The organism is Pseudoalteromonas rubra, from assembly GCF_001482385.1.
GTDB classification, from domain to species: Bacteria; Pseudomonadota; Gammaproteobacteria; order Enterobacterales; family Alteromonadaceae; genus Pseudoalteromonas; species Pseudoalteromonas ardens.
Window position 1 is genome coordinate 330,664 of the sequence record NZ_CP013611.1, and the last position, 24,548, is coordinate 355,211.

The following is a 24,548-nucleotide window of genomic DNA, read 5'->3' on the forward strand; positions in this document are numbered from 1 at the left end:
TCGCCAACCGGGTTGAATGGCTATCACTGAGCTGGATTTTGACATTTATAAAATTGACGCGCACAAAAAAGCAATCACCATATGGGGACTGCATGACTTTTATTAACAAGAATTTTAAAAATGAAAGGCCAGCAAAAGCTGCTATTCGGTTGGGCGTGCATTCTACAATGGAATGAAATAATTTTGCAATAAAACTTGGTTAAATTTTTTTATTTTGCTCGGTTTTTGAATAGTGTTGTCTGTGTATTCGGTAAATTTACATGAATGTGCCTTTTTTGTAAAAACTCACTAAAGCTAAGTTTATTGTGTTGTAATTTGCAATTATATTCTCTGCCCATTTTGATTTGCTCCTGTAACCTGTGCTAGCGTTGTAGTTTGGACCCAAAATAGGGTGTCTCAGGCGCAGGAAGGAAGTATGGATTTTAAAAGTATCATGTGTGCACTATTAGTGGTGACAGTGTGGGGGGTTAACTTTTCAGTGATTAAACTGGGGCTGGAAGAGTTGCCGCCTATCTTATTTTCCGGCTTGCGCTTTTTGATTGTGGCAATTCCTGCCGTGTTTTTCATTCCCTTTCCCAGGACCTCTGTGTGGCATGTACTCGGGGTGGGTTTATTTCTCGGTGTTATTAAGTTTGGCTTGCTGTTTGTCGCAATGGAAAATGATGCCTCAGCAGGCATTGCCTCGCTATTACTTCAGGCACAGGTGGTGTTTACGATAGTACTGAGTGCACTGGTGCTCAAAGAGCAAGCCAGCCGGTTTCAGATTGTTGGCGCCGTCATTGCGTGCAGTGGATTTGCCATGTTCTTTATGAGTCAGACTGGTAGTGTGACTTTGCTGGGGGTAGCATTAATACTGTGTGCAGCCTTAAGCTGGGCGGTGTCGAATCTGATTATGAAGCAATTACAGCAAGTTAACTTATTACATTTCATGGTCTGGGTCAGTGTGGTGGTCCCTTTACCGCTGTTTGCCTTGTCCTATTATCTTGAAAACGATATGCCGATAAGCCTTGTTCTAAGCAGTAGTGGGCAGACCTGGCTGGCTTTACTTTATGTTGGGCCTGTTTCAACTCTGCTGGCATTTGCACTGTGGGGCTGGCTGCTTGGCAGGCATCACGCTGCAGCAGTTACCCCGTTTGCGTTACTCATTCCTTTGGTTGGCATCGTGAGTGCAAACGTGATCCTGAACGAGCAGGTCGACACATTTGAGTTGATTGGTGGTGCTGTGATCCTCTGTGGTCTGACATTTTCCGTTTTAGGTGAGCGGTTATTTCAATTCTTTTCAAACACAGCGTCAGTAAAACGAAAAGTCAGCTGACAAATTTGCCAGAGCGGGTGCAGTTAAATTGGCCAGTTGTCTTTGCTAATCCGAATATTGCGACCTGGTGGGCGAAATTTGTTCGTCCTATAGCAATCAGCGCTAGACAATTGGTCTAAGTCCCTTGAGTATCCCAGCTCAATGTGAAAAAATTCGACACAATTAAAATCCAGTTAACTCACATACGAGGAACACACTATGCGCATTATTTTGCTAGGCGCGCCGGGTGCAGGTAAAGGCACTCAAGCTCAATTTCTAATGGAAAAGTACGGTATTCCACAAATTTCAACAGGCGATATGCTACGCGCTGCGATCAGCGAAGGTACGCCGCTGGGCCTGGAAGCCAAAAAAGTGATGGATGCAGGTCAGCTTGTATCTGATGACATCATCATTGGCCTGGTAAAAGAGCGCGTTGCAAAAGAAGATTGTGCGAATGGTTTCCTGCTAGATGGCTTCCCACGTACTATCCCTCAGGCAGATGCAATGAAAGAAAATGGCATTGCTGTTGATCACGTTATCGAGTTCGACGTTGCTGACGAAATCATTGTAGAGCGTATGAGCGGTCGCCGTGTGCACTCGGCCTCTGGCCGTGTTTATCACGTTGTGTACAATCCACCAAAAGTGGAAGGCAAAGACGATCAGACCGGTGAAGATCTGATCATTCGTGCTGATGACACAGAAGAGACAGTGCGTAAGCGTCTTGGCATTTATCACGACCAGACCAAGCCACTGGTAAGCTACTATCAGTCTGAAGCGGATGCAGGCAATACTCAGTACCACAAACTGGATGGTACTCAGGCTGTTGAAGCGGTAAGCCAGCAACTTGCTGAGCTGTTAGGCTAAGTTAGCCGTTAGAGTAAATTAAAAAAGCCAGCTGAGATGCTGGCTTTTTTGTACCCAATGAACAGGCTAATGATCTAGGCTTTTGCGACAATAATTGCCCTGAGCGGAGCCGGGTAACCTTCAATGGTCTTACTGGGGTCGCTTGGATCCAGAAAGTCTGCAAGCGATTCGGTTTGCATCCACTCGGTACGTCTTTGTTCATCCAGCGAGGTCACGTCTTTGTCAACCACCTGTATGTCTTTAAAGCCAACGCGTTGCAGCCACAATGCAAGCGCATCACAGCTTGGAATGAACCATACGTTACGCATTTTTGCGTAGCGATCTGTGGGTACCAGGACGGTGTTAACATCACCTTCGATGACCAGAGTTTCAAGTACCAGTTCACCACCTGGGCGCAACTGAGCTTTCAGCTGAGCCAGGAAGTCAATGGGGGAGCGGCGATGATACAGAACACCCATTGAGAAGACCGTGTCAAAGGCTTTCAATTCGGGGAGCTGCTCTACACCTAGCGGCAGCAGATGGACATTGGGGTCCGGGTTGAAGTGTTTGATAGCCTGAAACTGACTCAAAAACAGATCTGAAGGATCAATGCCCACGACAAATTCAGCCCCCGCGCCGCGCATTCGCCACAGGTGATAACCAGAGCCACAGCCGATATCTAACACATTACGGCCATGTAAATCGCTAATATGAGGCAATAAGCGATCCCATTTCCAGTCGCTGCGCCATTCGGTGTTTATGTCGATACCATGAACATGAAAAGGGCCTTTGCGCCATGGCATCATACGTTTGAACAGATGTGTCAGCTGCTTTTGATGCCCGTCAGAAATGGGGGGTTGGCGAGTAAAAGAGACTTTGCTCTGAATATCAACCTGATCAGCGGGTAAATTAGGCAGGTTTTTTAATACTTTTTCCCATTGTGGCCAGTCGCCATGCTGCGCTTCTTTTTGCCAATGAGACAGCTGAGCCGGCAATGTTTCCAGCCAGTGACTGAGTGGGCTTTTTGCAATGGCGGCGTAAAAATCGGTAAACCAGGAATTCATAGTCTTTCTCTTATTTAATCGCAATCATGGAGCAGAAGTTAAAGCACTGATACCACACCTGGGTGTGAGCAAACCCAATCTGCTCGAGGCGATTTCTGTGGGCGCTGAGGCTGTCAGTACGCATTATGTTTTCAATCGCGGTACGCTTTTGGCTGATCTCCAGTTCTGAATAGCCATTGTGTCGCTTGAAGTCATGGTGAAGATCAATCAGCAGATTGTCTTTGATATCATTTTCGCCTTTGATCTTCTCTGAGAGCAACAAGACACCGCCAGGCTTAAGTCCCTGGTATATCTTTTCCAGTACTATGGCTCTTTGGTCCTGAGGAATGAACTGTAAAGTAAAGTTCATTGCAACGACGCTGGCGTTGTCGATCGCTAATTCGTTGATGTCGCCCAGTTGCACATCTACCGGGACATCGGACTTAAAGCCCTTAAGATGCATCTGACAGCGCTCAACCATAGGCAAAGAGTTGTCTACAGCGATAATGCGGCAATTCTCTTTGTCGATATTACGGCGCATACTTAGGGTTACTGCGCCTAGTGAGCAGCCCAAATCATATAGATTTGAGTTACTCTGAGCATACTGTCCTGCCAGTTTGCCCATGGTACTGACTATGGTGGCATAACCCGGCACTGAGCGCTGGATCATGTCCGGAAATACTTCTACAACGTTTGCGTCGAAGGTGAAGTCTCTGACTTCTTGCTCTGTGGCATATATACTGTCTTTGCCCGTCACACTGCTAGTCCAATTTGTCTTAGAAAAAAATAATCATGCTATTTTAGCATTTTATACTAGATAGTCAGTGATAAATTGAGTAGCTTGGCTAGTATTAACAATAAGAAGTAAGTTAGAGAACCAACATGGCGAAAAATAAAGTGATCAGCACAGAAGATATCCTATCCACACTTTGTCACTCGGTGACTGAGGTTTTGTCCTCGGCAAGTGGCAATCAGATTGCCTATTCGGCAATGGTACAGAAGATCACCCGCACCTGTATGCGTCCAGATATTGGTTGTTTTGTCCTGTTTGATGGCGGTTTTACCGGTCTGGTTGTGACCAACTTTACTGCTCAGGCTGCAATGGAAGTTTATCAGGACTACATGCGGTCAATGGGGATGCCGGAAAGCGAAATTGCACAAAGTCATTTGTCAGACGACGTATCTAACGTGATGGGAGAACTGATGAACCAAATCGTTGGTGACTTCACCAGCAAAGTCCGTGAGCAGCTTCATACCTCTATCACACAGAACCAGCCTAAAATGATGGCGATCAATAAGCAGGTTCAGATATCGGTTGATACGACCATGGACAGACCACAGGCACGCCGCGTGACCTTCACCACCCAGGGCCAGAATATATTCTATCTGGAGCTGGCAATGGACAAGACGGAGTTTATCAAGCTACACGATTACGATATCACAGAAGCGGTGGACCCAGATGATATCATCGCCAGTCAGAGATCGAAAAAGGCAGAACCTGCGAAAAAAGCCGAGTCGCCAGCAGAAGATGTGGCAGACGACGACTTTATGGCCGATCTTGGGTTATAACGAATAAAAGTTCGCCCTATTTGGGCAACAGAACTGCCTAATTGACCGCAGCGCTGCCATTACTAGTGTGCTGCGGCACATAAGGCTCAAGCAGGGAGTGAGCTTTTTCAAACTCATACTGAGTAATGAGCTGATTAAGCTCATCTAATACGTCCTTAGGCAACGGTTCATCAATGTGCAATGATGAGACTAACTCAGTGGCACATGAGTCGTATTCTCTCAGCGCCTTAGCGAGTGCGAACAAGGGGGCTTCAGTCGGTTCTGTGTGACTATCTGAGGCACTGTTCGCAGCTGCTTTTTGAGTGTGTGCTATGCCAGAATCAATATGATGTGTAACCTGGGCATGGCAGTCTCTGATGTAATCCAGCAAACTGTCTATCTGTGTTCCATCTACACGAGTGTCCTTAAGCTGAGATTCTAATTCAGCGCATTGACCTGTCAGATAGGTCATTGACAAGTTTGCACTTGCGCCTTTCAGTGCGTGGAGTATATGTTCAGCAAGCTCAGTGTTGCCAATGGTGATGGCCTGTTTGAGGTTGATAAGTTCTTCTATCTGCTGTTTAACAAACTTCTCAAGCAGTGAGAAATACACCTCCCGGTTTCCAGCTGCCCGGTTAATACCGGCTTCAATATCTATTCCTTCAAATGTATATGCTTCCGTTTCAGAGTCTTGCTCCAGAGAGTTCTGACGCTGTTCCGGGACTTGTAAAGAATTAACACCACCTGCCTCTTGTTTCTGGGTATGGGCCAGGATGGTCGCAACCATGTTCTCAACATCGATTGGTTTTGCAATGTGACCCACCATCCCCGCATCCAGACAAGTCTGAATATCATCTTGCATGGCGTTGGCTGTCATGGCCAAAATGGGAGGCTGGGCTGTGTTGGTAAGCTGACCGATTGCACGTGTGGCCTGGAGTCCATCCATAATCGGCATTTGCATGTCCATCAGCACAATATCAAATGTGGTACTCTTTACCGCATTAAGTGCCTCCTGACCATTGTTGGCAACCGCCACCGTTGCACCATGAAAAGATAGGATTTCAACCGCAATTTCCTGATTGACAGGCTGATCTTCGGCCACCAATATGGTTAATCCGGATAGCCTGTTATCCTGGGCAGGACAACTCGTATTGAGCTGTTGTGGTTGAGGCGCCAGGCAGGCTTGTAAGCAATCGAATACGCTTGATGGGTTAATAGGCTTCAATAGAATATTTGAGATAATGTGTTTTTGCTCTTCTTTCAGGCCCAGTTCTCGTCCATAGGCGGTGACCAGGGCATATTGACTTGCAGGAGACTGGGCATGTAGCTCCATAATGGTATCAATGCCGTCTTTTTGCGGCATGTGCCAGTCAATAAACGCAATATCAAAGTGCGGCTGTTGATTCCGTACGTACTCGATACAGGCGTCACCGGAAGAGAATAGCTTAGAAGCGATGCCAAACTTTTTCAGCATTGCGGCCAATACTTCACGTGCCAGGGCATTGTCATCTACTATCAGTGCCATTTTATCTTTGAAGTGTTCAGAAGGCTGACTCACAAGACGGGTAGGGGTTGCGAAGGGTAGCGGCAAGGTAAAGTAGAATGTAGACCCTTTACCCAGTTCACTCTCGACAAAAATTTCGCCACCCATTAGCTTTACCAGATGTTGTGAAATCGTCAGCCCCAGGCCCGTGCCGCCGTATTTACGGGTAATGGAAGTATCGGCCTGCGCAAACGATTGGAATAATCGGGTTTGTTGCTCCAGGCTTAATCCTATTCCGGTATCGATGACACTGAAAAGCAGCCGGGCACTTTGTTCATCCTCACTCTGATAGCTGATATTGATGGTGACATGGCCTTGCTCCGTGAATTTCACAGCATTGCCGGCCAGGTTGATCAGCACCTGACTGATACGCAGAGGATCGCCGATATAGTCATTGCTTACATCCGGGTGAACATCAAATATCAACTCAAGTTGCTTTTCATCTGCCTTTAATCCGACGATGGTTGCTACATTATCTAGGACCTTATCAAGTTGAAAATGGGTTGATTCAATTTCGACTTTACCCGCTTCGATCTTCGAGAAATCCAGGATGTCATTCAGGAGTTTAAGCAGCTGCTTAGCGGCATTGTCGATTTTTTCAACATAACTACGCTGTTTGATATCAAGCTGTGTATTCAGCGCCAGATGCGCCATACCTATAATGGCATTCATGGGGGAGCGAATTTCGTGGCTCATATTGGCAAGAAACTCACTTTTTACTTTGGCATTTTTGTCAGCAAGCTCCTTGGCTGCCAACATGTTGCGTTCCAGCTCATTGCGTTCAGTCATGTCTAAAAAGGTGCCTACCACACCGCCAACTTCTTTATACCCATCAAAGAAGGGGGCTTCATGAACGATGAGTTCTCGAGATTCCTGCTGACCATTTTTTAGCGTAAGCTCAAACTGATGTTGCGCCTGTTGCTCTATTGTGAAGCGCGACTTTTGCTCCAGATAACCTGTGGTGTAGACATCAAACACGTCCTGTATGCGCATACCGGTCACTTCGGCTTCAAACAGATCCAGAAAATCCAGAAATGCCCGGTTAACACCTAAAAAGGTGCCATGAATATCCCGATAATAAGTGGGATTCGGAATGGCATTCAGAATGTGCAGCATCATTTCAAGATGCTGTGACAGGGCTGTTTCAGCGGCGAGCTGCTGCTGCGCATTCTCACAAAGCTGTATCTGGATAGCGAGGTCCTCGCACAGCTGTTGAATGCTGCTTTGTTGCTCATAGTCGAAGTGCTCAACACTGGCAATATACAATGCACCCCTGAGCTGATTGTTGACTAGTAGGGGATACAGTGCCGCGCTTTTTATTGAAATTACTACGGCGCCCGCTTTTACTTCAAAGGCAGTATTGCCTGCATCCAGACTTTGGCGTGTTAATGTCCGGCATAATTGCGTGTATTGGATACCTAGGTTATCAAAACAGGGTGGGCAGCCAATGGTTTGTATTGGTATCAGTGTATTTTCATCCGTATTGCAAATTGCCACACTGGGGGCTGCATAATGGGTGGCGAAAAATTCCAGAGCAAAGCGCCGCAGTTCATCCGGATCACGGCTATGTCTGATCCCCTGGTTAAACATTTCTCGCAATTTAGCGATTTCTATTCGATTGTGAAGTTTGTCATGCATCTGACCAACAACATTTGCCAGTCCACTGAGCTCAGCTCCAAGTTGTTCAGGGAGTTGTAACTGTGCGTTGCCTGTTTGGTTGGCATTGTGTAAAGTCTGACAAAGCCTTTGCAGCGGCTCGAATAATCCGAAGTTGCTCCACCACGCTACCAATATCGTGGCTGCGCTAATCAGTACAACGCCCCATACAATGAGTGTTTTGAGTTGCACAAAAATATGCTCTTTGTCAGTACGCAATTGCTGGCTCTGTTGCATGAATAGCCCATTTAATTGCGCTAGTTCGGCCATTATATGCTGTAGCTCTGCGTGATAATTCGCCAGGTTAAACGCTGCAACGACAAAACCTGGCTGGTTGAGTTCAGCCTGGGTCTGAACAAAAAGTTGCCTAAGATCACTATGCAAGGTTGCAAGCTGAGCTGCTGAGGATTCAACAGGCAGAGTCGAGATGGCCTGGAACAGGCTGACTGGCTGTTGAACTGTCTGCTTGAAAGCAGCAGAGCCCAGTTTACCAGTGATTATCGGTAGTTCAGCCGTACTGAATTTGGCCAGTTTTTCGAGTTGATCCGACTGCGAACTATTCAGGTATTGAGAAAGTTGCATGTTGTGGTTTTGCGCATGTGCTGTGAGGCTGGATGAAACAGTACTAAGGGTAGTAAGATTGTCTAGCTTTTCATTAATGGGTGCTATTTTGGCAAAATTAAGAAGGAGTAATAACGCTGCAATAAACAACAACGACAGTATCACCGAATAAACGATATTTACTCTGAATCTTACACCCATATATGTGCCACACCGTTGAGTTTACTAACATAGTAACCATAGTCGCGTGCGGGCATTTCTCAAGCTATGCTTACTGAAAGTGTGCAAAGCAATGAGGAAGATAAAGGAATGGCCGACATTTTGGTGGTTGATGATGTTGCTGAAAACCTGCATATGCTGCAATTGATCCTACGTCAGCAAGGACATACGGTGCTGGCGGCGATAAATGCTGAGATAGCCTTAAACATTATTAAGCGTAAACCACCTGAACTGGTGATCACGGACATAAAAATGCCAGGTACTTCGGGCATTGAATTGTGTAAGATACTGAAGACGGAAAAACACACCAGTCATATCCCGGTCATTTTTGTCAGCGTCCACAGTGACACCGACTGGATAGTCGAAGCACTGCATGCAGGCGGCAACGACTATATAACCAAGCCTTTTATTCCAGCCGAAATTCTCGCCAGAGTTGATACCCAAATAAAACTGCTGGATGCACAAAAAAGTGCTGTTAAACAGCAGCTTTCTCAGGTTATGAACGAAATGGTCATAGGCGTTGCCCATGAAATTAATACGCCACTGGGCACGGCCATTACCGCGGTGAGCCATTGCTCTGATACGGTGCATAAGCTCATGCTAGATTTGCAAGCAAACAGGGCCAATCTCGAAGTATTTGCAGATAAGCTGGCACAATGTGACACCAGCCTGGCGTTAAGCCAGAAAAACCTGACCCGGGTGGCAAAATTTGTTTCTATGGTGAAACAGATTGCCCGGGTTGAGTGCCCGGTGTCACCCACTCGAGTGAGTCTGGCCGACCTTGCTAATAAAGTGTATAGCGCCTGGTCGGACAAACCCGTCAATGTGCATGTTGCCGTCAATCAGGATCATGTGGCTATGTTTGATGGTGGGTTAGTGGCATCGGTATTAGACACTTTGATCGCCAATTCTCTGTCTCATGGTCGCCAGGAGGGGGCGCTTCAGGTGAATATCGTGATCTCGATAGAGGATGGGCAACTGGGTATCAGCTGTTCAGATAATGGTTTAGGGCTGGATGGAATTTCGGAAGAAGACATGCTCAAACCATTCGTAACGACAAAAAGAGGCAACACTGGCCATGTGGGACTGAGTGCCTCGGTGGCGGCGAACTTGATCGTTAATGCTTTGGATGGCACGTACAGTGTGCGCAATCACCAGAATGGTCTGGAGTGGCAAATATCATTACCTGTGGATGCAGTTTGATCTGAGTCAATCAGGGAGATTATTGATGGAGTGGGCGGACATAAGTCCTTATCTGCGGCGGTGTATTTCTCTAAGCTCGCGAGCAAGATTTTATCTTAATTCAAAAAGTTAATTTTCAATGTTCGAGTTGCAGTTAATTTTTTGAATTTAAGTCACGTTAATATATCGGTGGAACCATTATGCAACAGCTACCTACAGTTGACTATCAAGCGCCTGACGCGGCGAAACAATTTGTTGAATCTCTGCGCTCTACAGGCTTTGGTGTACTAAAGAACCACCCAATTCCTCAGGAACTGGTTGAGTCTATCTATAAAAACTGGCAAGAATTCTTTAACTCAGAAGAAAAGCATGCGTTTTTATTCAATAAAGAAACACAAGACGGTTACTTTCCGCCTGATGTATCTGAAGTTGCAAAGGGCTTCACAATTAAAGATATTAAAGAGTACTTCCACGTTTATCCAAAAGGCCGTGTACCGGCACAGTTGGATGCAGAAATTCGAGAGTACTACCGTCTGGCAAATGAATTTGCGGCGCAGCTACTAAGCTGGGTTCAGGCCGAAGCGCCTGAGGACGTGCGTGCTAAGTTCTCGATTGATCTAAAAGACATGATCAAAGAGTCTGAGCAAACGCTACTGCGTGTTTTACACTATCCGCCGATGACAGGTGACGAAGAACCAGGCGCTATCCGTGCAGCAGCGCATGGCGATATCAACTTGCTGACGGTATTGCCTGCAGCTAATGAACCTGGTCTGCAAGTACAAAGACAAGATGGCAGCTGGCTAGACGTGCCGTGCGATTTTGGCAACCTGATCATTAACATTGGTGATATGTTGCAAGAAGCGTCTGGCGGTTACTTCCCGTCTACTATTCACCGTGTGATCAACCCAACGGGTAAAGCCAGTGATAAGTCGCGCATCTCGTTGCCACTTTTCCTGCATCCGCGTCCGGATGTAGTACTGTCTGAGCGCTATACAGCAGATAGCTATCTGCAAGAGCGCCTTCAGGAGCTGGGTGTAAAATAATCCTAATCAGCTTATCCGAAAGGGTGTATCACCGACAGGTATGAGCTGAGTCTGGCTGGTATATCAAATGGCGCGAAAGCGCCGTTTTACGTTTCGAAATATACCCATGTACCAACCTTGCATTGACCGGTCCTCAAAAAGAGAGAGTTGGCTTGTCGCCGACAGTGTTAGAATTTTTCATTGTACTTGTGGTGATTTCACAGTCTTGGGATTGACGGCTCCATTCATTAGACGGGTATTAAATCAAGCTGGTGCCTTGTTCCTGAAAATTACGGATTTTGTCGCAAAAAAAGGACAATATTCAGTTCCTTGCAAAAATTTTTCTGACAATTAAGCAAAAGTATGCAATATTAAAATTTTTCACAGTGCGAAAAAATAATAAAAAACTTAATGACAACGCTGTCATTTGTTGTGTAACATCAAATCAACATGACTGAATACCGGTTGCCTTTGAATGAGGAGGCACCAATCACAACTTTTAGGGGTCGCTACATGATGGCTAAACAGGTTGAACATGACCAGTTATATATAGGTATCGATGGTGGAGGGACGAAATGTCGCGCTACCATATACTCTGCAATACATGGCGTACTAGGCACTGGTCTTGGCGGTCCTGCGAACCCGCTGCACGGATTTGAAAGAACCTTAGAGTCAATCATGGTTTCTACTCAACTGGCATTACAGGACGCAGGACTTAGAGTAGAGCAGGTACATGAACTCTATGCAGGTTTAGGCCTTGCAGGCGTCAATTTACCGAGCTTATATGACAAAATTATGCGCTGGGATCACCCGTTTAAACAGATGTTTCTGACCACCGATTTGCATACTGCCTGTATTGGTGCACATGAAGGTGAAGATGGTGCTGTAATTATAACCGGAACTGGCTCTTGTGGCTTTGTGCTGGTGGATGGTAAAAGTGCCAATTATGGTGGACATGGCTTTGCTCAGGGAGACATTGGCAGTGGTTCCTGGATGGGACTGGAAGCAGTTAAGGCTGTACTGTTGGACTTAGACGGGTTAGGACCAAACACAGCGTTGTCACAGGTTTTCTTACAGCATTTTAATACCAATACTGCAATGGGCATTGCTGAGCAAATGGCAGGGCAGCCATCCAGCAGTTACGCCAAACTGGCGCGCTATGTATTGGATGCTGCGAAAGGTGGAGACACGCTTGCACTGGAGATTGTTAAAACGGGTGCTGATTATGTCAGTCGCCTTGCCCGCAAACTCCTGGAGAATAATCCGCCCAGATTATCAATGATTGGTGGTTTATCTGAGCCGCTTAGCCAGTGGCTAGACCCGGAAGTGGCAAATCAAGTAGAGCTGCCAAAGCAGCCGCCAGAAATGGGGGCTATTTATTTCGCCATGCAAAGCATTCAACGTCAATCGGAGCGCTTGGTATAAAATATGAACAGATTTTTGGCCAGCCGTTTGTTTGACGGCACACAATTTAAAAATGATGTTGAGTTTGTTGTCGACAATGGCAAACTTCGATTTGAATCGCATCCGTCGGGAAGTGACGTGACGCGACTTGAAGGCATTACCGCACCGGGATTTATCGACGTTCAGGTTAATGGCGGCGGCGGTGGCTTCTTAAATGCTGACCCGACGTTATCGTGTCTGACGACCATTGTTACAGCACATGCGCAGTTTGGTTCAACTGCTTTAATGCCAACGTTGATCACTGACCAGGTTGCTGTGATGGAGCAAGCTGCAGATGCGATTGCTGAGGCCATTGCCCGTAAAGAACCAGGTGTTGCCGGCGTGCACTTTGAAGGTCCACATCTGTCGCACCCAAAGAAGGGCACACACAGCGAGCAGTTTATTCGTCCTATCTCTGAGCGTGAATTTGCCATTTACGCTCGTACAGACTTAGGGATCAAAATGGTCACTCTGGCTCCGGAAACCGTGCCCCTGAGTGACATCAAGCGCCTGGTTGAACTGGGCGTGAAAGTGTCGATTGGTCATTCTAATGCTGATTTTGAAACCACCATGGCAGCACTGGAAGCCGGGGCTGATGGCTTTACTCATTTGTTTAATGCCATGTCGGCATATACTTCACGTGAACCTGGTGTCGTAGGTGCGGCATTGTGGGAAGACAATGCCTGGTGTGGCCTGATCGTGGATGGTCATCATGTGCATCCAGCATCGGCAAAGCTGGCGATCCGTAGCAAACAGCGCGGTAAGATCATGCTGGTAACGGATGCCATGCCACCAGTGGGCACGGATGATCAGGAGTTCGACTTTTTTGATGGTCGCAAGGTGATCCGCACGGGTGACAGGTTGAATTCGACCACAGGCGAATTAGCAGGCAGTGTCTTGGACATGGCCAGTGCGGTGCGCAACAGTGTTAATACGCTTGACGTTACCTTGTCAGAAGCGCTGCGTATGGCTTCTTTGTATCCGGCACAGTATTTGGGTTTGGCAACTAAAGGACGTCTTATTGATGACGCCGATGCCGACTTTGTAGTGCTCGATGATGATCTTCATGTGTTGCAGACTTTTATTAACGGGCAACGCGTATAATTTTCCCTGGGTAAAAAACCCCGCTGCAGTTTAGCGGGGATTTTTTGTATGTGTAGGTAGTAACTATGTCAAATAATAAGAAAAGACTGGCATCACTCGATGCTCTGCGCGGTATGGATATGTTCTGGATCCTCGGTGGTCAGTCCATATTTGCCGCATTGTTTGTATTAACCGGCTGGCAGGGGTGGAAAATATTTGAAGCCCAAACGCTCCACAGTGCCTGGCATGGTTTTACCTTTTACGACCTGATATTTCCCTTGTTTATCTTTTTGTCAGGCGTAGCAATGGGTCTCAGACCCAAGCGCATTGACCACCTGCCAATGGCAGAGCGCAAACCCATTTACATAAAAGCGATTAAGCGACTTGGCTTATTGTGTCTGTTTGGGGTGTTATATAATCATGGCTGGGGAACAGGTATACCTGCCGATCTCGGTGAAATCCGCTACGCCAGTGTGCTTGGACGGATTGCTATAGCCTGGTTTTTCTGTGCCATGCTGGTGTGGCATTGTAGTCTGAAGACCACAGCTTTGACCGGCGTGGGCATTTTGCTGGCCTACTGGCTGCTACTTTGCTTTATTCCTGTACCAGGTGGCAGTGCTGGTGAACTCACACCAGCAGGCAGCTGGAATGCCTGGGTCGATCAGGCATTGCTACCCGGGATTACTTATCAAAACCGTCCGGTTGATCCTGAGGGGATTTTGTCCAGCTTTCCTGCCATTGTTAATGCAATAGCGGGCGTGTTTGCAGGCCAGCTGATAGCTCAGTCGGATAAACTCGGACAGTGGCAGGTAGCAGGGCGTTTGTTTGCCGCAGGTATCGTCAGCCTGGCGCTAGGCTGGCTGTGGGATTTACAATTTCCTGTTAACAAAGAGCTATGGACGAGCTCTTTTGTGCTGGTCACAGTGGGCTGGAGCGCAATTTTTCTTGCGGTCTTCTTTACGCTGGTGGATATACTCAATGGCCAAAAACTCGCTTATCCATTCGTGATCATCGGTGCCAACTCTATCATTATTTATCTGGCATCTAGCCTGGTCGACTGGGCCTTTATTAGCCGCAGTGTGTTTGGCGGTATCATCACTGCTGTGCCAACGCACTGGCAGGCATTGATCAGTGTATGTGCTTTGCTGGCGGTTCAGCTTCTGGTATTACACTGGATGTATAAGCGTAAGATCATTGTTAGTGTGTAATAACGCAAAACATACTAACTCCGATATTTAGTTAGCAAACTCAAAATGGCCCGTTGCTAGGGCCATTTTTATTTGGCTATAAAAAAAGTACATTTTTTTATCACTTTTACTTTACAAGCGCGCTTTTTTCTCTAATAATGACAGCGTTGTCATAATGGTAATAACCTAAACAGTGTATCCCAGTTAGGTTTTGATCTGACCTTGTTTTGATTGCACGCAAAGCAAGGTTCAGATCCCATTTTTCCTGTTTGTTCACAACCTTGAGCCTTACATTATGCAAATAGTAATTCTAAAAAACGCAGCAGAAGTTGCGGCATATGGTGCCGATATTTTCACTCAACAGTTAGCACGTAACGCAGGCTCTGTTTTGGGACTTGCCACAGGGTCAACTCCCGTTGCTTTGTATCAGGAACTTATCCGCCGTAACGAAGCGGGCTCGGTGAGCTTTAGCAAAGCAAAGACCTTTAATCTGGATGAGTATCTTGGATTGGATGGTGAGCACCCGCAAAGCTACCGCTATTTTATGAATGAACAGCTGTTCAATCACGTAGACATTAACAAAGATAATACGCATGTTCCGCCGGGTGATGCTAAAAACCCAATTGAAGCGTGTAAAGAATATGAAGCACAGATCAACGCAGCGGGCGGTATTGACGTTCAGCTATTGGGGATCGGTCGAAATGGTCACATCGGTTTCAATGAGCCTTCTTCGGGCCTGACGTCACGTACTCGGGTGAAAACCCTGACTAAGGCAACCATCGACGATAACGCTCGTTTCTTTGCGGCCGACGAATACCAGCCTCATCTATCGATCACTATGGGGATCGGGACTATCCTGGACGCTCGCAAAGTTGTGTTGCTTGCGACTGGCGAAAATAAAGCGGATGCTGTACATGCCATGATAGAAGGGCCGTTAACTGCAGCGTGTCCTGCATCGGCACTGCAAATGCACCGTCACGCCGTTATCGTGCTAGATGAAGGCGCAGCCAGCAAACTAAAAGACATCGAATTCTACAAGCACATTGAAGCTGAAAACCAAAAGCTTCAGGAATATCTTGCCTCTCTGTAGTGTGATTTCACACTGTAGTTCAAGCCCGTAAGGGCTTTTTTTTTGCCGCAAAGCTATTGGCATTCGGCCCAGCTATGTTAGCGTGTCGTCAAAGAACAAGAAAAGGATGAACGTCGTGCTGCACTACACGCAAATGAACCTGGATCGGGCCTCGGCTGAACGTAAAGATCCCAACTGGTTGTTGGGCCAATATGGTGAGAAAAGTCGCTGGTTATTGGTGTGGAATAATAAAAACCTGATTGCGAGTGACAGGCGTGAATTGGCGCTGTTATCTCAGTCGCAGATTGCCACACTCGACCGTGCAGAAGCGGTTTTTTTAGGTATTGACGATACCCATAGTTATTTTTCGCTCGATGTGAGTGAGGTTGAGCAAGAGTTGCTTCAGGGCTGCATTGATGTCAGCTTTGAAGAACATGCCGATAATCAGGCCTTTCATTTCGAAGACATGCGGACCATAGGTCCAAAGCTGGATGTTGAGCTTGCCTCGGTGGGCGTGTTGGCGCGAGGGTTATGTTACTGGCATAAAACGCACCGCTTTTGTGGTCGTTGTGGTAGCCTAAATCGCTCTGTTGAAGCCGGACATGCACGCTTGTGTAACGATACTGAATGCCGTCATATGACGTTTCCGCGTACCGATCCTGCCGTTATCATGCTGGTCACGCATATCTTTCCCGATGGGGTTGAGCGTTGTTTACTTGGTCGTCAGGCGCAGTGGCCTGAAGGCGTGTATTCGACCTTGGCTGGATTTGTTGACCCGGGCGAAACGCTTGAGCGAGCCGTGATCCGTGAAGTGAAAGAGGAAGCTGGGGTTGATGTTGATGAGGTACGTTACCTGGCTTCGCAGCCCTGGCCATTTCCGTCGTCAATTATGCTAGGCTTTATTGCAACAGCAAAAAGCACCGAAATCTTTGTTGAACAGGATGAACTGGAGCAGGCACACTGGTTTTCCCGGGAAGATCTCGATGGTTTTGCCGAATGGGGAGACGATGCGCCGGGATACAAACTTACCCGAAAAGACTCTATCTCCCGATATCTGATTGAATACTGGCGTCAGCAATGATGCACCTAGTCCAAAATTGAGCACTTTATGAAGAAGAATACCAAACTGGTGGCTGTAGGCCGCAAATCACAGTACACCAAAGGCGTTGTTAACCCGGTTGTACAAAGGGCGTCAACCGTCGTTTTTGACTCCGTTGCTGATATGCAGGAAGCCATTTCCGAGCGCGGCAAACGAACCTTGTTCTACGGGCGTCGTGGCACAAATACCCATTTTGCATTGCAAGACGCCATTATGGAGCTGGAAAATGGCGCGGGTTGTGCGCTGTATCCGTCAGGCGCTGCTGCAATTTCACAAGCTTTGTTGTCATTTTTGAAAACCGGTGACCACCTGTTAATGGTGGACACTGCGTATGAACCAACGCGCGATTTTTGTGACAAGATCCTTTCAGGGCTTGGCATCACAACAACGTATTATGATCCATTGATTGGCGCAGATATCGAGTCTCTGATCCAGGACAACACCAAAGTCTTGTTCCTGGAATCTCCGGGCTCTATCACGATGGAAGTGCAAGATGTGCCCAGTCTGGTTAAAGTGGCCAAGGCAAAGGGCCTCATTACTATGCTGGATAACACCTATGGTAATGGCTGGCATTATCGTCCGCTTGAGCATGGGGTCGATATCAGTATTCAGGCTGCTACCAAGTATATTGTTGGTCATTCTGATGTCATGATGGGCGTGGCTGTTGCCAACGAAACCCTGTGGCCAACACTGCGCGAAAATTCGTATCTGCTGGGGCAGTGTACCTCGGCAGACGATGCTTATCTGGCATTACGCGGCTTGCGAACTATGCCAGTGCGTTTACAGCAGCATGAGAAGTCCGCATTACAGGTTGCGAACTGGCTGGCGGGCCACCCGCTGGTTGATCATGTGCGTCACCCGGCCTTAAAAAGTTGTCCCGGGCATGAGTTTTTTAAACGCGACTTTAGCGGCAGCAATGGTTTGTTCTCTGTTGTCATGAAGCAGGGACATCGTAAAGCCATTAACCGTTTCCTGGACAGTCTGCATCATTTTAAGATGGGCTTTTCCTGGGGGGGCTTTGAGAGCCTGGTTACGGCTAACGCCAGCATGGCGCCACTGCGCAGTACCACCGGCTGGCAGCATGGCCCGGTGATCCGCCTACATATCGGTCTGGAAGATGTGGAAGACCTGATTGCCGATCTGGAGCAAGCGCTTAAGGTTTATCAGGAAAGCTTGTAACGGAAGAGGGCGGTGATAAATCACCGCCTTTTTACAGGCTAGCTTAGAGGCTCTGAGCGTAGTGGTATAGCGCTTTGAGTACTGCCAAATTCTTCTCATTTCCTTCATGTTCGTACACCAGGTTTTCCAGCGTGATCATAAAGTCCTGAGCATTAATAGACGGATTATCCTCGCCGTGCATCAGTTTGTTCTGACAGTATTTTCGCCACTGGTCTAATTCGCTTTCAGAGAGACTCTCCGGCCAGTTTCTGGCGCGATAACGAAACAGCAGGGTGTGGAATTTAGGATCTTCGAATTCCAACGCCAGCGACCCTAATTCATGAGGCGGTGCACTGCGTACAATGGCCAGCTTGGCTTTGTCAGCTTTGCTGATAAAGCCGTTGTAAAGCTGATAGTCGGGGTTGGTGGTGTCGCTAAAGTCGCCCTGATCGTTAAACACTTCAGCCACCTTGTTGCGCAGCTCAGGGTTTGATTTCAGCACTTTTAGATTTTCCAGGCACTGTTCGCGGTCAATGCCCAGGCGTGCTGCGTTTTCCGGCAACAGCGTTTTAGCTGGAGCCAATATCGGACATTTGTTCAGGTGAACCAGTTTCAGACCAACCGGCAGCTCATTTTCGCCTAAGTCACTGTGCTTGGTATATAAGCGCGCCCGCAACTCTTCTACCGACAGGTCCAGCAGGACCTGCGGATCGTTGGTCAGATTAAAACACACTACGGCATTTTTATTGACCGGATGAAAGCTCATGGGTGCAATCCAGCTGGTACAACCCTGAGTGGCCGGAATGCGTGAAGACGTATGCACCAGCGGTTGCATATTAAACACATCAATCAGATCAGTCAGTGCTTTTTTACCACGCAGTGAGAAGAAAAACTGATACAGTTTGGGCTGTTTTTCTTTGATCAACTTTGCCAGCGCGATGGTTGCGGTGACATCACTCAGTGCATCATGCGCATCCGCGTGTTCAATGCCATTGGCTTTGGTGAGATCTTCCAGGCGAAAGCTTGGCGTGCCATCTTCTTTTTCTGGCCACACAATGCCTTCAGGGCGCAGTGCATAACAGGCACGTACTAAATCAATGATGTCCCAGCGGCTGTTGCCATTTTGCCACTCGCGCTCATAAGGGTCATAAAAGTTACGATACAGGCTGTAACGGGTTACTTCATCATCGAACCGGATGCTGTTATAACCAGCGACACAGGTATTGGGCTTACTGAATTCAGCGTGAATTTTCGCCATAAACTCACTTTCTGGTAAACCATGCTTCAGCGCATGTTGCGGCGTGATCCCGGTTACCAGACACGCCTCCGGCTGAGGCAAATAATCCGCCGCCGGACGACAATATTCAATCAGTGGCTCACCAATGATATTTAAGTCCAGGTCAGTGCGGATACCGGCAAACTGACTCGGCCGGTCTTTTTGCGGGCTGGCACCCCAGGTTTCATAATCGTGCCAGTAAATTGTCGGGAAATTATCAGTCAATTCTTGTGTCGCCATTAGGCTATAAATCCTATCTTAATCAACCTGTTATTCTTATTAAGCTCAGCAGGCTGCTATTCAGAGTTTGCTGTTTTTAAACCCAAGTGCGTGTATCACTGTGTATACCACACTCAATCGGTGTGTATACAAATACGCATTCCGCCAGGGCCCAATACAAACCAAAAAACTGGAAATCTAAGTCGTTGCGTTATTGTCTCATAGTGATGGGATGGGAGTAAACGGAAGAGGCCGGATGCGGTTGAATGCAAAGATGTCAAATGCATCATGCCCGCTGTAGCGCCCCATAAACTGCATCATCTTTGTTTAACGCTTGGAAAACGGTAGAAAAGGCAGAACCCGTGAGTGGGGTAGTTACAAGCGCAATAATCTATCTAAGCAGCAGGTTTTGAACGTTAACGTTGGAGTGTCTAAACTTAAAGAAGCCATTGCAAAGCATATGACAGGGCTGTTGAGGTCATGTGTTCTTATTGCTTACTTTGAATCAGTGACCGTTTCAGTTCCTTGTGAACCGGTGGCTCTGGAGGCTTGATGACGCGTAACCATTCTGATCAACAGCATACCCATGTTAAGCAGCTGCTTAATAAAATGGATCCCGAAGTAGCGGCAAGTTTTAGCTATAAACAACGTAAAGCGCTGCAAAAGGTCATTAATACCCGGGACTGGCGGGGTCATGCCATTGATTTCAGACCGACACTGGCATTACCGTTTTTACCCTGGAGTTTTTATATCGTTTTCCTGGGTGGCGTTAACCGACGCAGCCTGACTAACACTGAACGCTTTACTGCGGCCATTGTGTTCCTGGTTAGTTTGTTGATTGTTGGGCTGATTCTAATCGGTCTTGTTTTTGTTGCGCTTTATCTACTTAAATCCTGGCTGGGTATTGATATTTTGGCAGGCGAATCTTTGGGATTGTGGGACTACTTTAAGACGCTTTTTGAATAAGGTGTTTAATTATATGCCGAACGACGATTTCGTTGGGTTCGTGGCGTTTAAATGGTGTTCATAGTCAAAAAGTCTAACGCTGTCATTTTTGTTTGTGTGAAAAAAGTTCAATATCACAAATAACCTAAAAAACAGTTACCTAAAATAATACACAGATAAAGCGGGTAAAATTGCTTGATGTTTGTTGCTAATTTGAACACATTGTTTAACTGATGAGCATAGTCAGATAATTGTGACTTAATCATCAGTCGATTAAACAATTAAAGCATTACAACAGGAAACAACATGAAACTTAAAAAGGTTAAATTAAAAACGCTCAGTCCCGGCAAAAACATTAATGCACAGCAAACTAATCAAATTGCAGGTGGTGCCAGTGCTTACAGTAAAGACTATGGTGCGTGTCACACTGCTCCCGTGTTTTGTCCGACAGCTTATATCTGTTGATAAGGCAGCTTAGCCCGGATCAGTCCGGGCTTTATGGCTTCAAAGTAAACCTATATTCACCCCTTGTGTTAGCCCATTATTCGCAAACAAGTTGGACTGTCACTACATTGTACAGCGTCCTATATCGACCTCACCTTTATGTAAGTCTAACTTTATTTTGAGCATCATGGCCTTCTAAACGATGTCAGTCATTACTGTGTTTTACATCTATTTAGAGTCAAGAATTGTCCTGTATTCACAGATGAACGAGATGGTGTGTGAAGAAACTTAACGTGCACCGATTGCGTTAGGTTGCTGTACCTATGGACACGATATACACTCAACAGTGGAATGTTACAGGTTGTATTTCAAACGATAATATATGGAGAGTGTTATGTTGATGCAAGACGACAATGAAAAACCAGAAGGTCCGGAGCCGGACTTTGATGGGCAAGGGCCTGAATTTGAACTCAAGGTAGACGGCCAGGTAATGTTGCTGGGCGCGGCACCAGAAGGCGAAGTAGAACAAAAGTTTGAAGATATGGCACGGGGCCTGGCCCTTGCCGGGATCTCTGCAATTCCCTATGTTGGTAGCGCGCTTTCTGCAATCATAGGTGTATTGACTGAACGCAAATTGGATATCTGGGCTGAAATAAAAGAGCGTGTTTATGATGCCATTCACAGGAGTATCCTTGAAGCAAATTTGAATGACATTAAAGGTCATTACAACGGGGTTACGGAAGTTTTTAGGCAGGCCAATGATTTTCGTGGTGGGCAACGCTTTAACAAGTTAAATAATCTGACGGATACGTTTGTTGAGAAGTTCGAGAGTATCCAGTCAAGCCTTAAAAAAGGGGACTCAGACGAAGTTGATGGAGAAGCGATTTTTTATGCGCTACCCTATATCGTGCCATTTTGCGCGTTGGAGCTGGCAAACAGAAATATGGTGATCCGTGCAAGCTGGTGGCATGACTTGTTAAATCGAAATGTTCATAAAAAACATCATGAAGATCGTAAGAATGAGTTTGTGGCCTTTATTACCCTGTCTGCCTGGCAGTCGTTACAGTGGCGTCTTGGGCAAATTGAATTAAAGGACATGACCCAAAATCCAAATAATGCATCGGCCTTTTACCGGTACGTGGATAATTTCACTGGTAAGGAGATAAAAGGGACAGGCCCGTTTAACCCTATTAGTAACCCGGATGCGCCTATTTTTAAAGAAGTGGCGGCTTACCATGAAGAAGTAAAAGCAGAAACGGTCAATTTTATTATTGAGCATTCAGTCGGATTTGTGAAGGATTGGGGAGTACCTCAAAAAGCAGAAGAGTGGGATCCTTCACCACCTTCACCGTTTTGGTCATGGATAAAGTGGCTACTGGGTTGGAAATAAAACGGTGATCATATTGACCGCCCCTTTACAATAAGTTTGTGAGGGGGTTGTCAGATTTATATCGACAGGCAAGGGATCAGGTCTTGGCTTTAAACTCTAAAATAACGCGTCGTTGACCTCGCTACTGCAAAGATATTGGCGTATTTTCGTATGCCTCTGTCTGGTGATATTGTGCAAAACAAAAGACAAGGCACGAAATTATGGTGAAACTAGTACAGGATTACCCGTGTTAAGTCAGGAAGGTTTGAATCAAAACAGAGCTTTTTTAAAGGGCGCTTATAGCCCTGCGCACATAAAGAGACAACATCTGGCAGGGCAAGTTTTACTACCTATGCGGTTATCAATTCGTCAAATGCTTCTTGTGCTTGTTGGCTCTGTAAAATTCGGCCATGCCCCAGACCCTGCGTTTCTATGAGTTTGACCTTAGGCATTTTAGTGGCTGCTTGTTTAGATACGGCAAACTGCGCGAATTTGTCATGCTTATCATGGACGATAATGCAGGGGGCCGTTTTGTTTTTCAACTTCTCAAATGGATCGACTGATGCCATTGGATAGTTGTATTCATTTTCAACTTTACTGACGACGGAGCGAAACAAGCGCATTGAATAGCCTGAACGTTCAATACTGCCAAATAAGTTACTGACATAATCTAACAAAGGTGCAATCAACAGCAGTGGTTTGTTGATAAGCGTGGGGTGTTTACATTCAATTGCGGCTGCGCAGCCCATACTGTGTGCTATAACACCTTTTACCTGATCTGTGCTCTCCAGCACAGCTTCCAGCCCAGACACAAAAGCGGGCAGGTGGCCCACTGAACCTTCACTGCTGCCATGAGCCGGATGATCAAAGGCCAAAGCGGTATAACCTTGCTGTGCGATGTATTGCATCAATGGAAAGAACTGATTGGCACTGCCAGACCAGCCATGAGTGAATACCCAAACGGGTCCGCTTCCCATCCGGTATGTTTTAAGTAACCCTTCTCTTGATGGGATACTTTCTTCAATCATATCACTTGGTACCGTATTTTTTGGCTTAGCCCGCACCGGTGTGAGTAGTAATTTAATCGCGGTTTTTTCTGCATGTCTGGGAGCGACTCTATGATGTGCGCGAGTCATCACATTGAGCATATGTTTTTTGAGATTAAACCTGCTGTCTGATTTAAAGTAAATTTTGTCACTCATATTTATTCCTCTGCGAAGCAATACCATCATCCGTTGAATTGAAAACGAGCGGTCATGCTATTAATGTGTTCAAAAAAGCTGAAAATGATCAGCCTGTGCGTTATTTTTTTTTGCTCAAGTTGCGCTGGAGTCAGCCATTCTCACACCAGTTACGGTTTAAACGCGGCACCGAGTCTGAGTCGTTTTGTACTCTTATCCTGCCCATTCATGGAGTGATACAATTGCGCACTCAGGTACAGACTATGGCATTCAAAAGCGTCTTTTCCTGAATATAAATTAGAACTAAACTCCATGTTTTATATGCCTATTTCTATCTGAAAGGGCTGGCAAAATCACACCTCGTATAAATGCTTCATTGGCAAATTCAGCAACTGCTGCTACTAAAATGCGACGTGCAAAATGTTATCTTAAGTGTATTTATAGCACGACCGTTCTTTTAATGGTAGTGATAACTTTGCTAGACGGTTGTGAAAGGGAAGTAGAAATCACGGTGAACACCGATTCTGACTGCGTCAATTTGCTAAATCTTTGTCTGGGTTTACTTTGGTTATTGTGCTGTGGATTACCGTTACGCAGGTGTATCTTAAGATTGGTACTCGTTAGGTTTAGTTAAGGGTAGCCTTCATATAGGCTTACCCGACATAAATTAATGCGATTTATCGTTCAGTGCAATACTCAATAGAGATAGTAATAGTGATCGTAACGGGGGTTATGCCTCCCCCAACGTGCGGTGTCGCATCATTAGGCAGAGATTTTTGTTGATTGACCAATGTTTTGAGTTTTGTTTTTTTGACTTTAAGTGATTTCATTTAATTTCCTTTAACCTTTTATTTAAAATAAGTCAAATTCATTAATGTCAGTAAAAGAGCAAATTGTCAAACATAACGCGAGTTAAGTGCAAGAAGCAGCACAGAGTATTAACCACATGAGAGATCAAAGAAAGAGTTAAAATTGATTTTACGAATAAGATAAGCGTGAAGGGGGAGAAGAATGGTCGGCATAGCAGGATTTGAACCTGCGACCCCTGACACCCCATGACAGTGCGCTACCAAGCTGCGCTATATGCCGACTTGGTTGCCACTATAATGATTTTTATCAGAAAGGCAACACCCCACCAACTCGTTTGGATGTTTATTAGCCACG

General features: G+C 46.3%; 20 protein-coding genes and 1 tRNA gene. 14 read left to right on the plus strand and 7 right to left on the minus strand.

The window, feature by feature from the left end; all coding sequences use genetic code 11:
* Nucleotides 1–415 precede the first annotated feature (415 nt).
* Entirely contained in the window at nucleotides 416–1,315 is a 900-nt protein-coding gene (locus AT705_RS01455) for an EamA family transporter (protein WP_058795178.1), read from the plus strand.
* Nucleotides 1,316–1,513: 198 nt separating this feature from the next.
* Nucleotides 1,514–2,158 (plus strand): adenylate kinase, encoded by a 645-nt coding sequence (adk, locus tag AT705_RS01460; protein WP_058795179.1) that lies wholly within the window; start codon nucleotides 1,514–1,516, stop codon nucleotides 2,156–2,158.
* Between the two features lie 74 nt (nucleotides 2,159–2,232).
* Here the strand turns inward: adk and cmoB are convergent, their stop codons facing one another.
* A complete protein-coding gene (gene cmoB / locus AT705_RS01465) occupies nucleotides 2,233–3,201 on the minus strand; it encodes a tRNA 5-methoxyuridine(34)/uridine 5-oxyacetic acid(34) synthase CmoB (RefSeq protein WP_058795180.1) in 969 nt (322 codons plus the stop codon).
* 10 nt (nucleotides 3,202–3,211) lie between these two features.
* Nucleotides 3,212–3,937: a carboxy-S-adenosyl-L-methionine synthase CmoA gene (gene cmoA, locus AT705_RS01470; protein ID WP_058795181.1), complete on the minus strand. Its 726-nt coding sequence runs from the start codon at nucleotides 3,935–3,937 to the stop codon at nucleotides 3,212–3,214.
* A gap of 125 nt (nucleotides 3,938–4,062) precedes the next feature.
* On the opposite strand from cmoA, the gene AT705_RS01475 reads away from it, so the two are divergent.
* On the plus strand, nucleotides 4,063–4,749 hold the full coding sequence (locus AT705_RS01475) for a DUF3334 family protein (RefSeq protein WP_049866285.1): 687 nt from the start codon (nucleotides 4,063–4,065) through the stop codon (nucleotides 4,747–4,749).
* Between the two features lie 37 nt (nucleotides 4,750–4,786).
* Here AT705_RS01475 and AT705_RS01480 read toward each other — a convergent pair whose 3' ends face one another.
* The gene (locus AT705_RS01480) at nucleotides 4,787–8,509 is read right to left on the minus strand and encodes a PAS domain-containing hybrid sensor histidine kinase/response regulator (RefSeq protein WP_167551966.1); all 3,723 of its coding nucleotides are present in this window, start codon (nucleotides 8,507–8,509) and stop codon (nucleotides 4,787–4,789) included.
* 288 nt (nucleotides 8,510–8,797) lie between these two features.
* Here AT705_RS01480 and AT705_RS01485 point away from each other — a divergent pair, with 288 nt between their 5' ends.
* The 8 genes from AT705_RS01485 to AT705_RS01520 all read left to right on the plus strand — a co-directional run bounded on the left by AT705_RS01485 (nucleotide 8,798) and on the right by AT705_RS01520 (nucleotide 17,971).
* The gene (locus AT705_RS01485; RefSeq protein ID WP_058795183.1) at nucleotides 8,798–9,910 is read left to right on the plus strand and encodes a hybrid sensor histidine kinase/response regulator; all 1,113 of its coding nucleotides are present in this window, start codon (nucleotides 8,798–8,800) and stop codon (nucleotides 9,908–9,910) included.
* Nucleotides 9,911–10,089: 179 nt separating this feature from the next.
* Nucleotides 10,090–10,932 carry an isopenicillin N synthase family dioxygenase gene (locus AT705_RS01490; protein WP_010385346.1) on the plus strand — a complete coding sequence of 281 codons (843 nt, stop codon included), beginning with the start codon at nucleotides 10,090–10,092 and terminating at the stop codon, nucleotides 10,930–10,932.
* 492 nt (nucleotides 10,933–11,424) lie between these two features.
* Nucleotides 11,425–12,336, plus strand: coding sequence for an N-acetylglucosamine kinase (nagK, locus tag AT705_RS01495; RefSeq protein ID WP_058795184.1), 912 nt, complete (start codon nucleotides 11,425–11,427; stop codon nucleotides 12,334–12,336).
* A 3-nt stretch (nucleotides 12,337–12,339) separates the two neighbouring features.
* Complete coding sequence (gene nagA, locus AT705_RS01500; protein WP_058795185.1) at nucleotides 12,340–13,458, plus strand: N-acetylglucosamine-6-phosphate deacetylase; 1,119 nt, start codon at nucleotides 12,340–12,342, stop codon at nucleotides 13,456–13,458.
* 65 nt (nucleotides 13,459–13,523) lie between these two features.
* On the plus strand, nucleotides 13,524–14,645 hold the full coding sequence (gene nagX / locus AT705_RS01505; RefSeq protein WP_058795186.1) for a transmembrane glucosamine N-acetyltransferase NagX: 1,122 nt from the start codon (nucleotides 13,524–13,526) through the stop codon (nucleotides 14,643–14,645).
* Between the two features lie 274 nt (nucleotides 14,646–14,919).
* The gene (gene nagB / locus AT705_RS01510; RefSeq protein WP_058795187.1) at nucleotides 14,920–15,714 is read left to right on the plus strand and encodes a glucosamine-6-phosphate deaminase; all 795 of its coding nucleotides are present in this window, start codon (nucleotides 14,920–14,922) and stop codon (nucleotides 15,712–15,714) included.
* Between the two features lie 115 nt (nucleotides 15,715–15,829).
* The gene (nudC, locus tag AT705_RS01515; RefSeq protein WP_208856752.1) at nucleotides 15,830–16,774 is read left to right on the plus strand and encodes an NAD(+) diphosphatase; all 945 of its coding nucleotides are present in this window, start codon (nucleotides 15,830–15,832) and stop codon (nucleotides 16,772–16,774) included.
* Nucleotides 16,775–16,801: 27 nt separating this feature from the next.
* Complete coding sequence (locus AT705_RS01520) at nucleotides 16,802–17,971, plus strand: cystathionine beta-lyase (protein WP_010385339.1); 1,170 nt, start codon at nucleotides 16,802–16,804, stop codon at nucleotides 17,969–17,971.
* A 43-nt stretch (nucleotides 17,972–18,014) separates the two neighbouring features.
* On the opposite strand, the gene sbcB is transcribed toward AT705_RS01520, so the two are convergent.
* Complete coding sequence (sbcB, locus tag AT705_RS01525) at nucleotides 18,015–19,466, minus strand: exodeoxyribonuclease I (RefSeq protein WP_058795188.1); 1,452 nt, start codon at nucleotides 19,464–19,466, stop codon at nucleotides 18,015–18,017.
* A gap of 531 nt (nucleotides 19,467–19,997) precedes the next feature.
* Between sbcB and AT705_RS01530 the strand changes: the two genes are divergently transcribed.
* The 3 genes from AT705_RS01530 to AT705_RS01535 all read left to right on the plus strand — a co-directional run bounded on the left by AT705_RS01530 (nucleotide 19,998) and on the right by AT705_RS01535 (nucleotide 22,224).
* Nucleotides 19,998–20,411: a hypothetical protein gene (locus tag AT705_RS01530; RefSeq protein ID WP_058795189.1), complete on the plus strand. Its 414-nt coding sequence runs from the start codon at nucleotides 19,998–20,000 to the stop codon at nucleotides 20,409–20,411.
* A 285-nt stretch (nucleotides 20,412–20,696) separates the two neighbouring features.
* A complete protein-coding gene (locus tag AT705_RS25120) occupies nucleotides 20,697–20,855 on the plus strand; it encodes a hypothetical protein (protein WP_155946329.1) in 159 nt (52 codons plus the stop codon).
* A gap of 373 nt (nucleotides 20,856–21,228) precedes the next feature.
* Complete coding sequence (locus tag AT705_RS01535; protein ID WP_058795190.1) at nucleotides 21,229–22,224, plus strand: hypothetical protein; 996 nt, start codon at nucleotides 21,229–21,231, stop codon at nucleotides 22,222–22,224.
* Between the two features lie 329 nt (nucleotides 22,225–22,553).
* Here the strand turns inward: AT705_RS01535 and AT705_RS01540 are convergent, their stop codons facing one another.
* The 3 genes from AT705_RS01540 to AT705_RS01550 form a co-directional block, all read right to left on the minus strand.
* On the minus strand, nucleotides 22,554–23,405 hold the full coding sequence (locus AT705_RS01540; protein ID WP_058795191.1) for an alpha/beta hydrolase: 852 nt from the start codon (nucleotides 23,403–23,405) through the stop codon (nucleotides 22,554–22,556).
* Between the two features lie 656 nt (nucleotides 23,406–24,061).
* Nucleotides 24,062–24,214: a hypothetical protein gene (locus AT705_RS25125; RefSeq protein WP_157576626.1), complete on the minus strand. Its 153-nt coding sequence runs from the start codon at nucleotides 24,212–24,214 to the stop codon at nucleotides 24,062–24,064.
* Nucleotides 24,215–24,396: 182 nt separating this feature from the next.
* Nucleotides 24,397–24,473, minus strand: a tRNA-Pro gene (locus tag AT705_RS01550).
* Nucleotides 24,474–24,548 lie beyond the last annotated feature (75 nt).

What these genes read in the sequence shown, in the direction of transcription:
- AT705_RS01455 (WP_058795178.1), top strand. Translation starts at nt 416, where the DNA reads ATGGATTTTAAAAGTATCATGTGTGCACTATTAGTGGTGACAGTGTGG.
- adk (WP_058795179.1), top strand. Translation starts at nt 1,514, where the DNA reads ATGCGCATTATTTTGCTAGGCGCGCCGGGTGCAGGTAAAGGCACTCAA.
- cmoB (WP_058795180.1), bottom strand. Translation starts at nt 3,201, where the DNA reads ATGAATTCCTGGTTTACCGATTTTTACGCCGCCATTGCAAAAAGCCCA.
- AT705_RS01475 (WP_049866285.1), top strand. Translation starts at nt 4,063, where the DNA reads ATGGCGAAAAATAAAGTGATCAGCACAGAAGATATCCTATCCACACTT.
- AT705_RS01480 (WP_167551966.1), bottom strand. Translation starts at nt 8,509, where the DNA reads ATGCAACTTTCTCAATACCTGAATAGTTCGCAGTCGGATCAACTCGAA.
- AT705_RS01485 (WP_058795183.1), top strand. Translation starts at nt 8,798, where the DNA reads ATGGCCGACATTTTGGTGGTTGATGATGTTGCTGAAAACCTGCATATG.
- AT705_RS01490 (WP_010385346.1), top strand. Translation starts at nt 10,090, where the DNA reads ATGCAACAGCTACCTACAGTTGACTATCAAGCGCCTGACGCGGCGAAA.
- nagK (WP_058795184.1), top strand. Translation starts at nt 11,425, where the DNA reads ATGATGGCTAAACAGGTTGAACATGACCAGTTATATATAGGTATCGAT.
- nagA (WP_058795185.1), top strand. Translation starts at nt 12,340, where the DNA reads ATGAACAGATTTTTGGCCAGCCGTTTGTTTGACGGCACACAATTTAAA.
- nagX (WP_058795186.1), top strand. Translation starts at nt 13,524, where the DNA reads ATGTCAAATAATAAGAAAAGACTGGCATCACTCGATGCTCTGCGCGGT.
- nagB (WP_058795187.1), top strand. Translation starts at nt 14,920, where the DNA reads ATGCAAATAGTAATTCTAAAAAACGCAGCAGAAGTTGCGGCATATGGT.
- AT705_RS01520 (WP_010385339.1), top strand. Translation starts at nt 16,802, where the DNA reads ATGAAGAAGAATACCAAACTGGTGGCTGTAGGCCGCAAATCACAGTAC.
- sbcB (WP_058795188.1), bottom strand. Translation starts at nt 19,466, where the DNA reads ATGGCGACACAAGAATTGACTGATAATTTCCCGACAATTTACTGGCAC.
- AT705_RS01530 (WP_058795189.1), top strand. Translation starts at nt 19,998, where the DNA reads ATGACGCGTAACCATTCTGATCAACAGCATACCCATGTTAAGCAGCTG.
- AT705_RS25120 (WP_155946329.1), top strand. Translation starts at nt 20,697, where the DNA reads ATGAAACTTAAAAAGGTTAAATTAAAAACGCTCAGTCCCGGCAAAAAC.
- AT705_RS01535 (WP_058795190.1), top strand. Translation starts at nt 21,229, where the DNA reads ATGTTGATGCAAGACGACAATGAAAAACCAGAAGGTCCGGAGCCGGAC.
- AT705_RS01540 (WP_058795191.1), bottom strand. Translation starts at nt 23,405, where the DNA reads ATGAGTGACAAAATTTACTTTAAATCAGACAGCAGGTTTAATCTCAAA.
- AT705_RS25125 (WP_157576626.1), bottom strand. Translation starts at nt 24,214, where the DNA reads ATGAAATCACTTAAAGTCAAAAAAACAAAACTCAAAACATTGGTCAAT.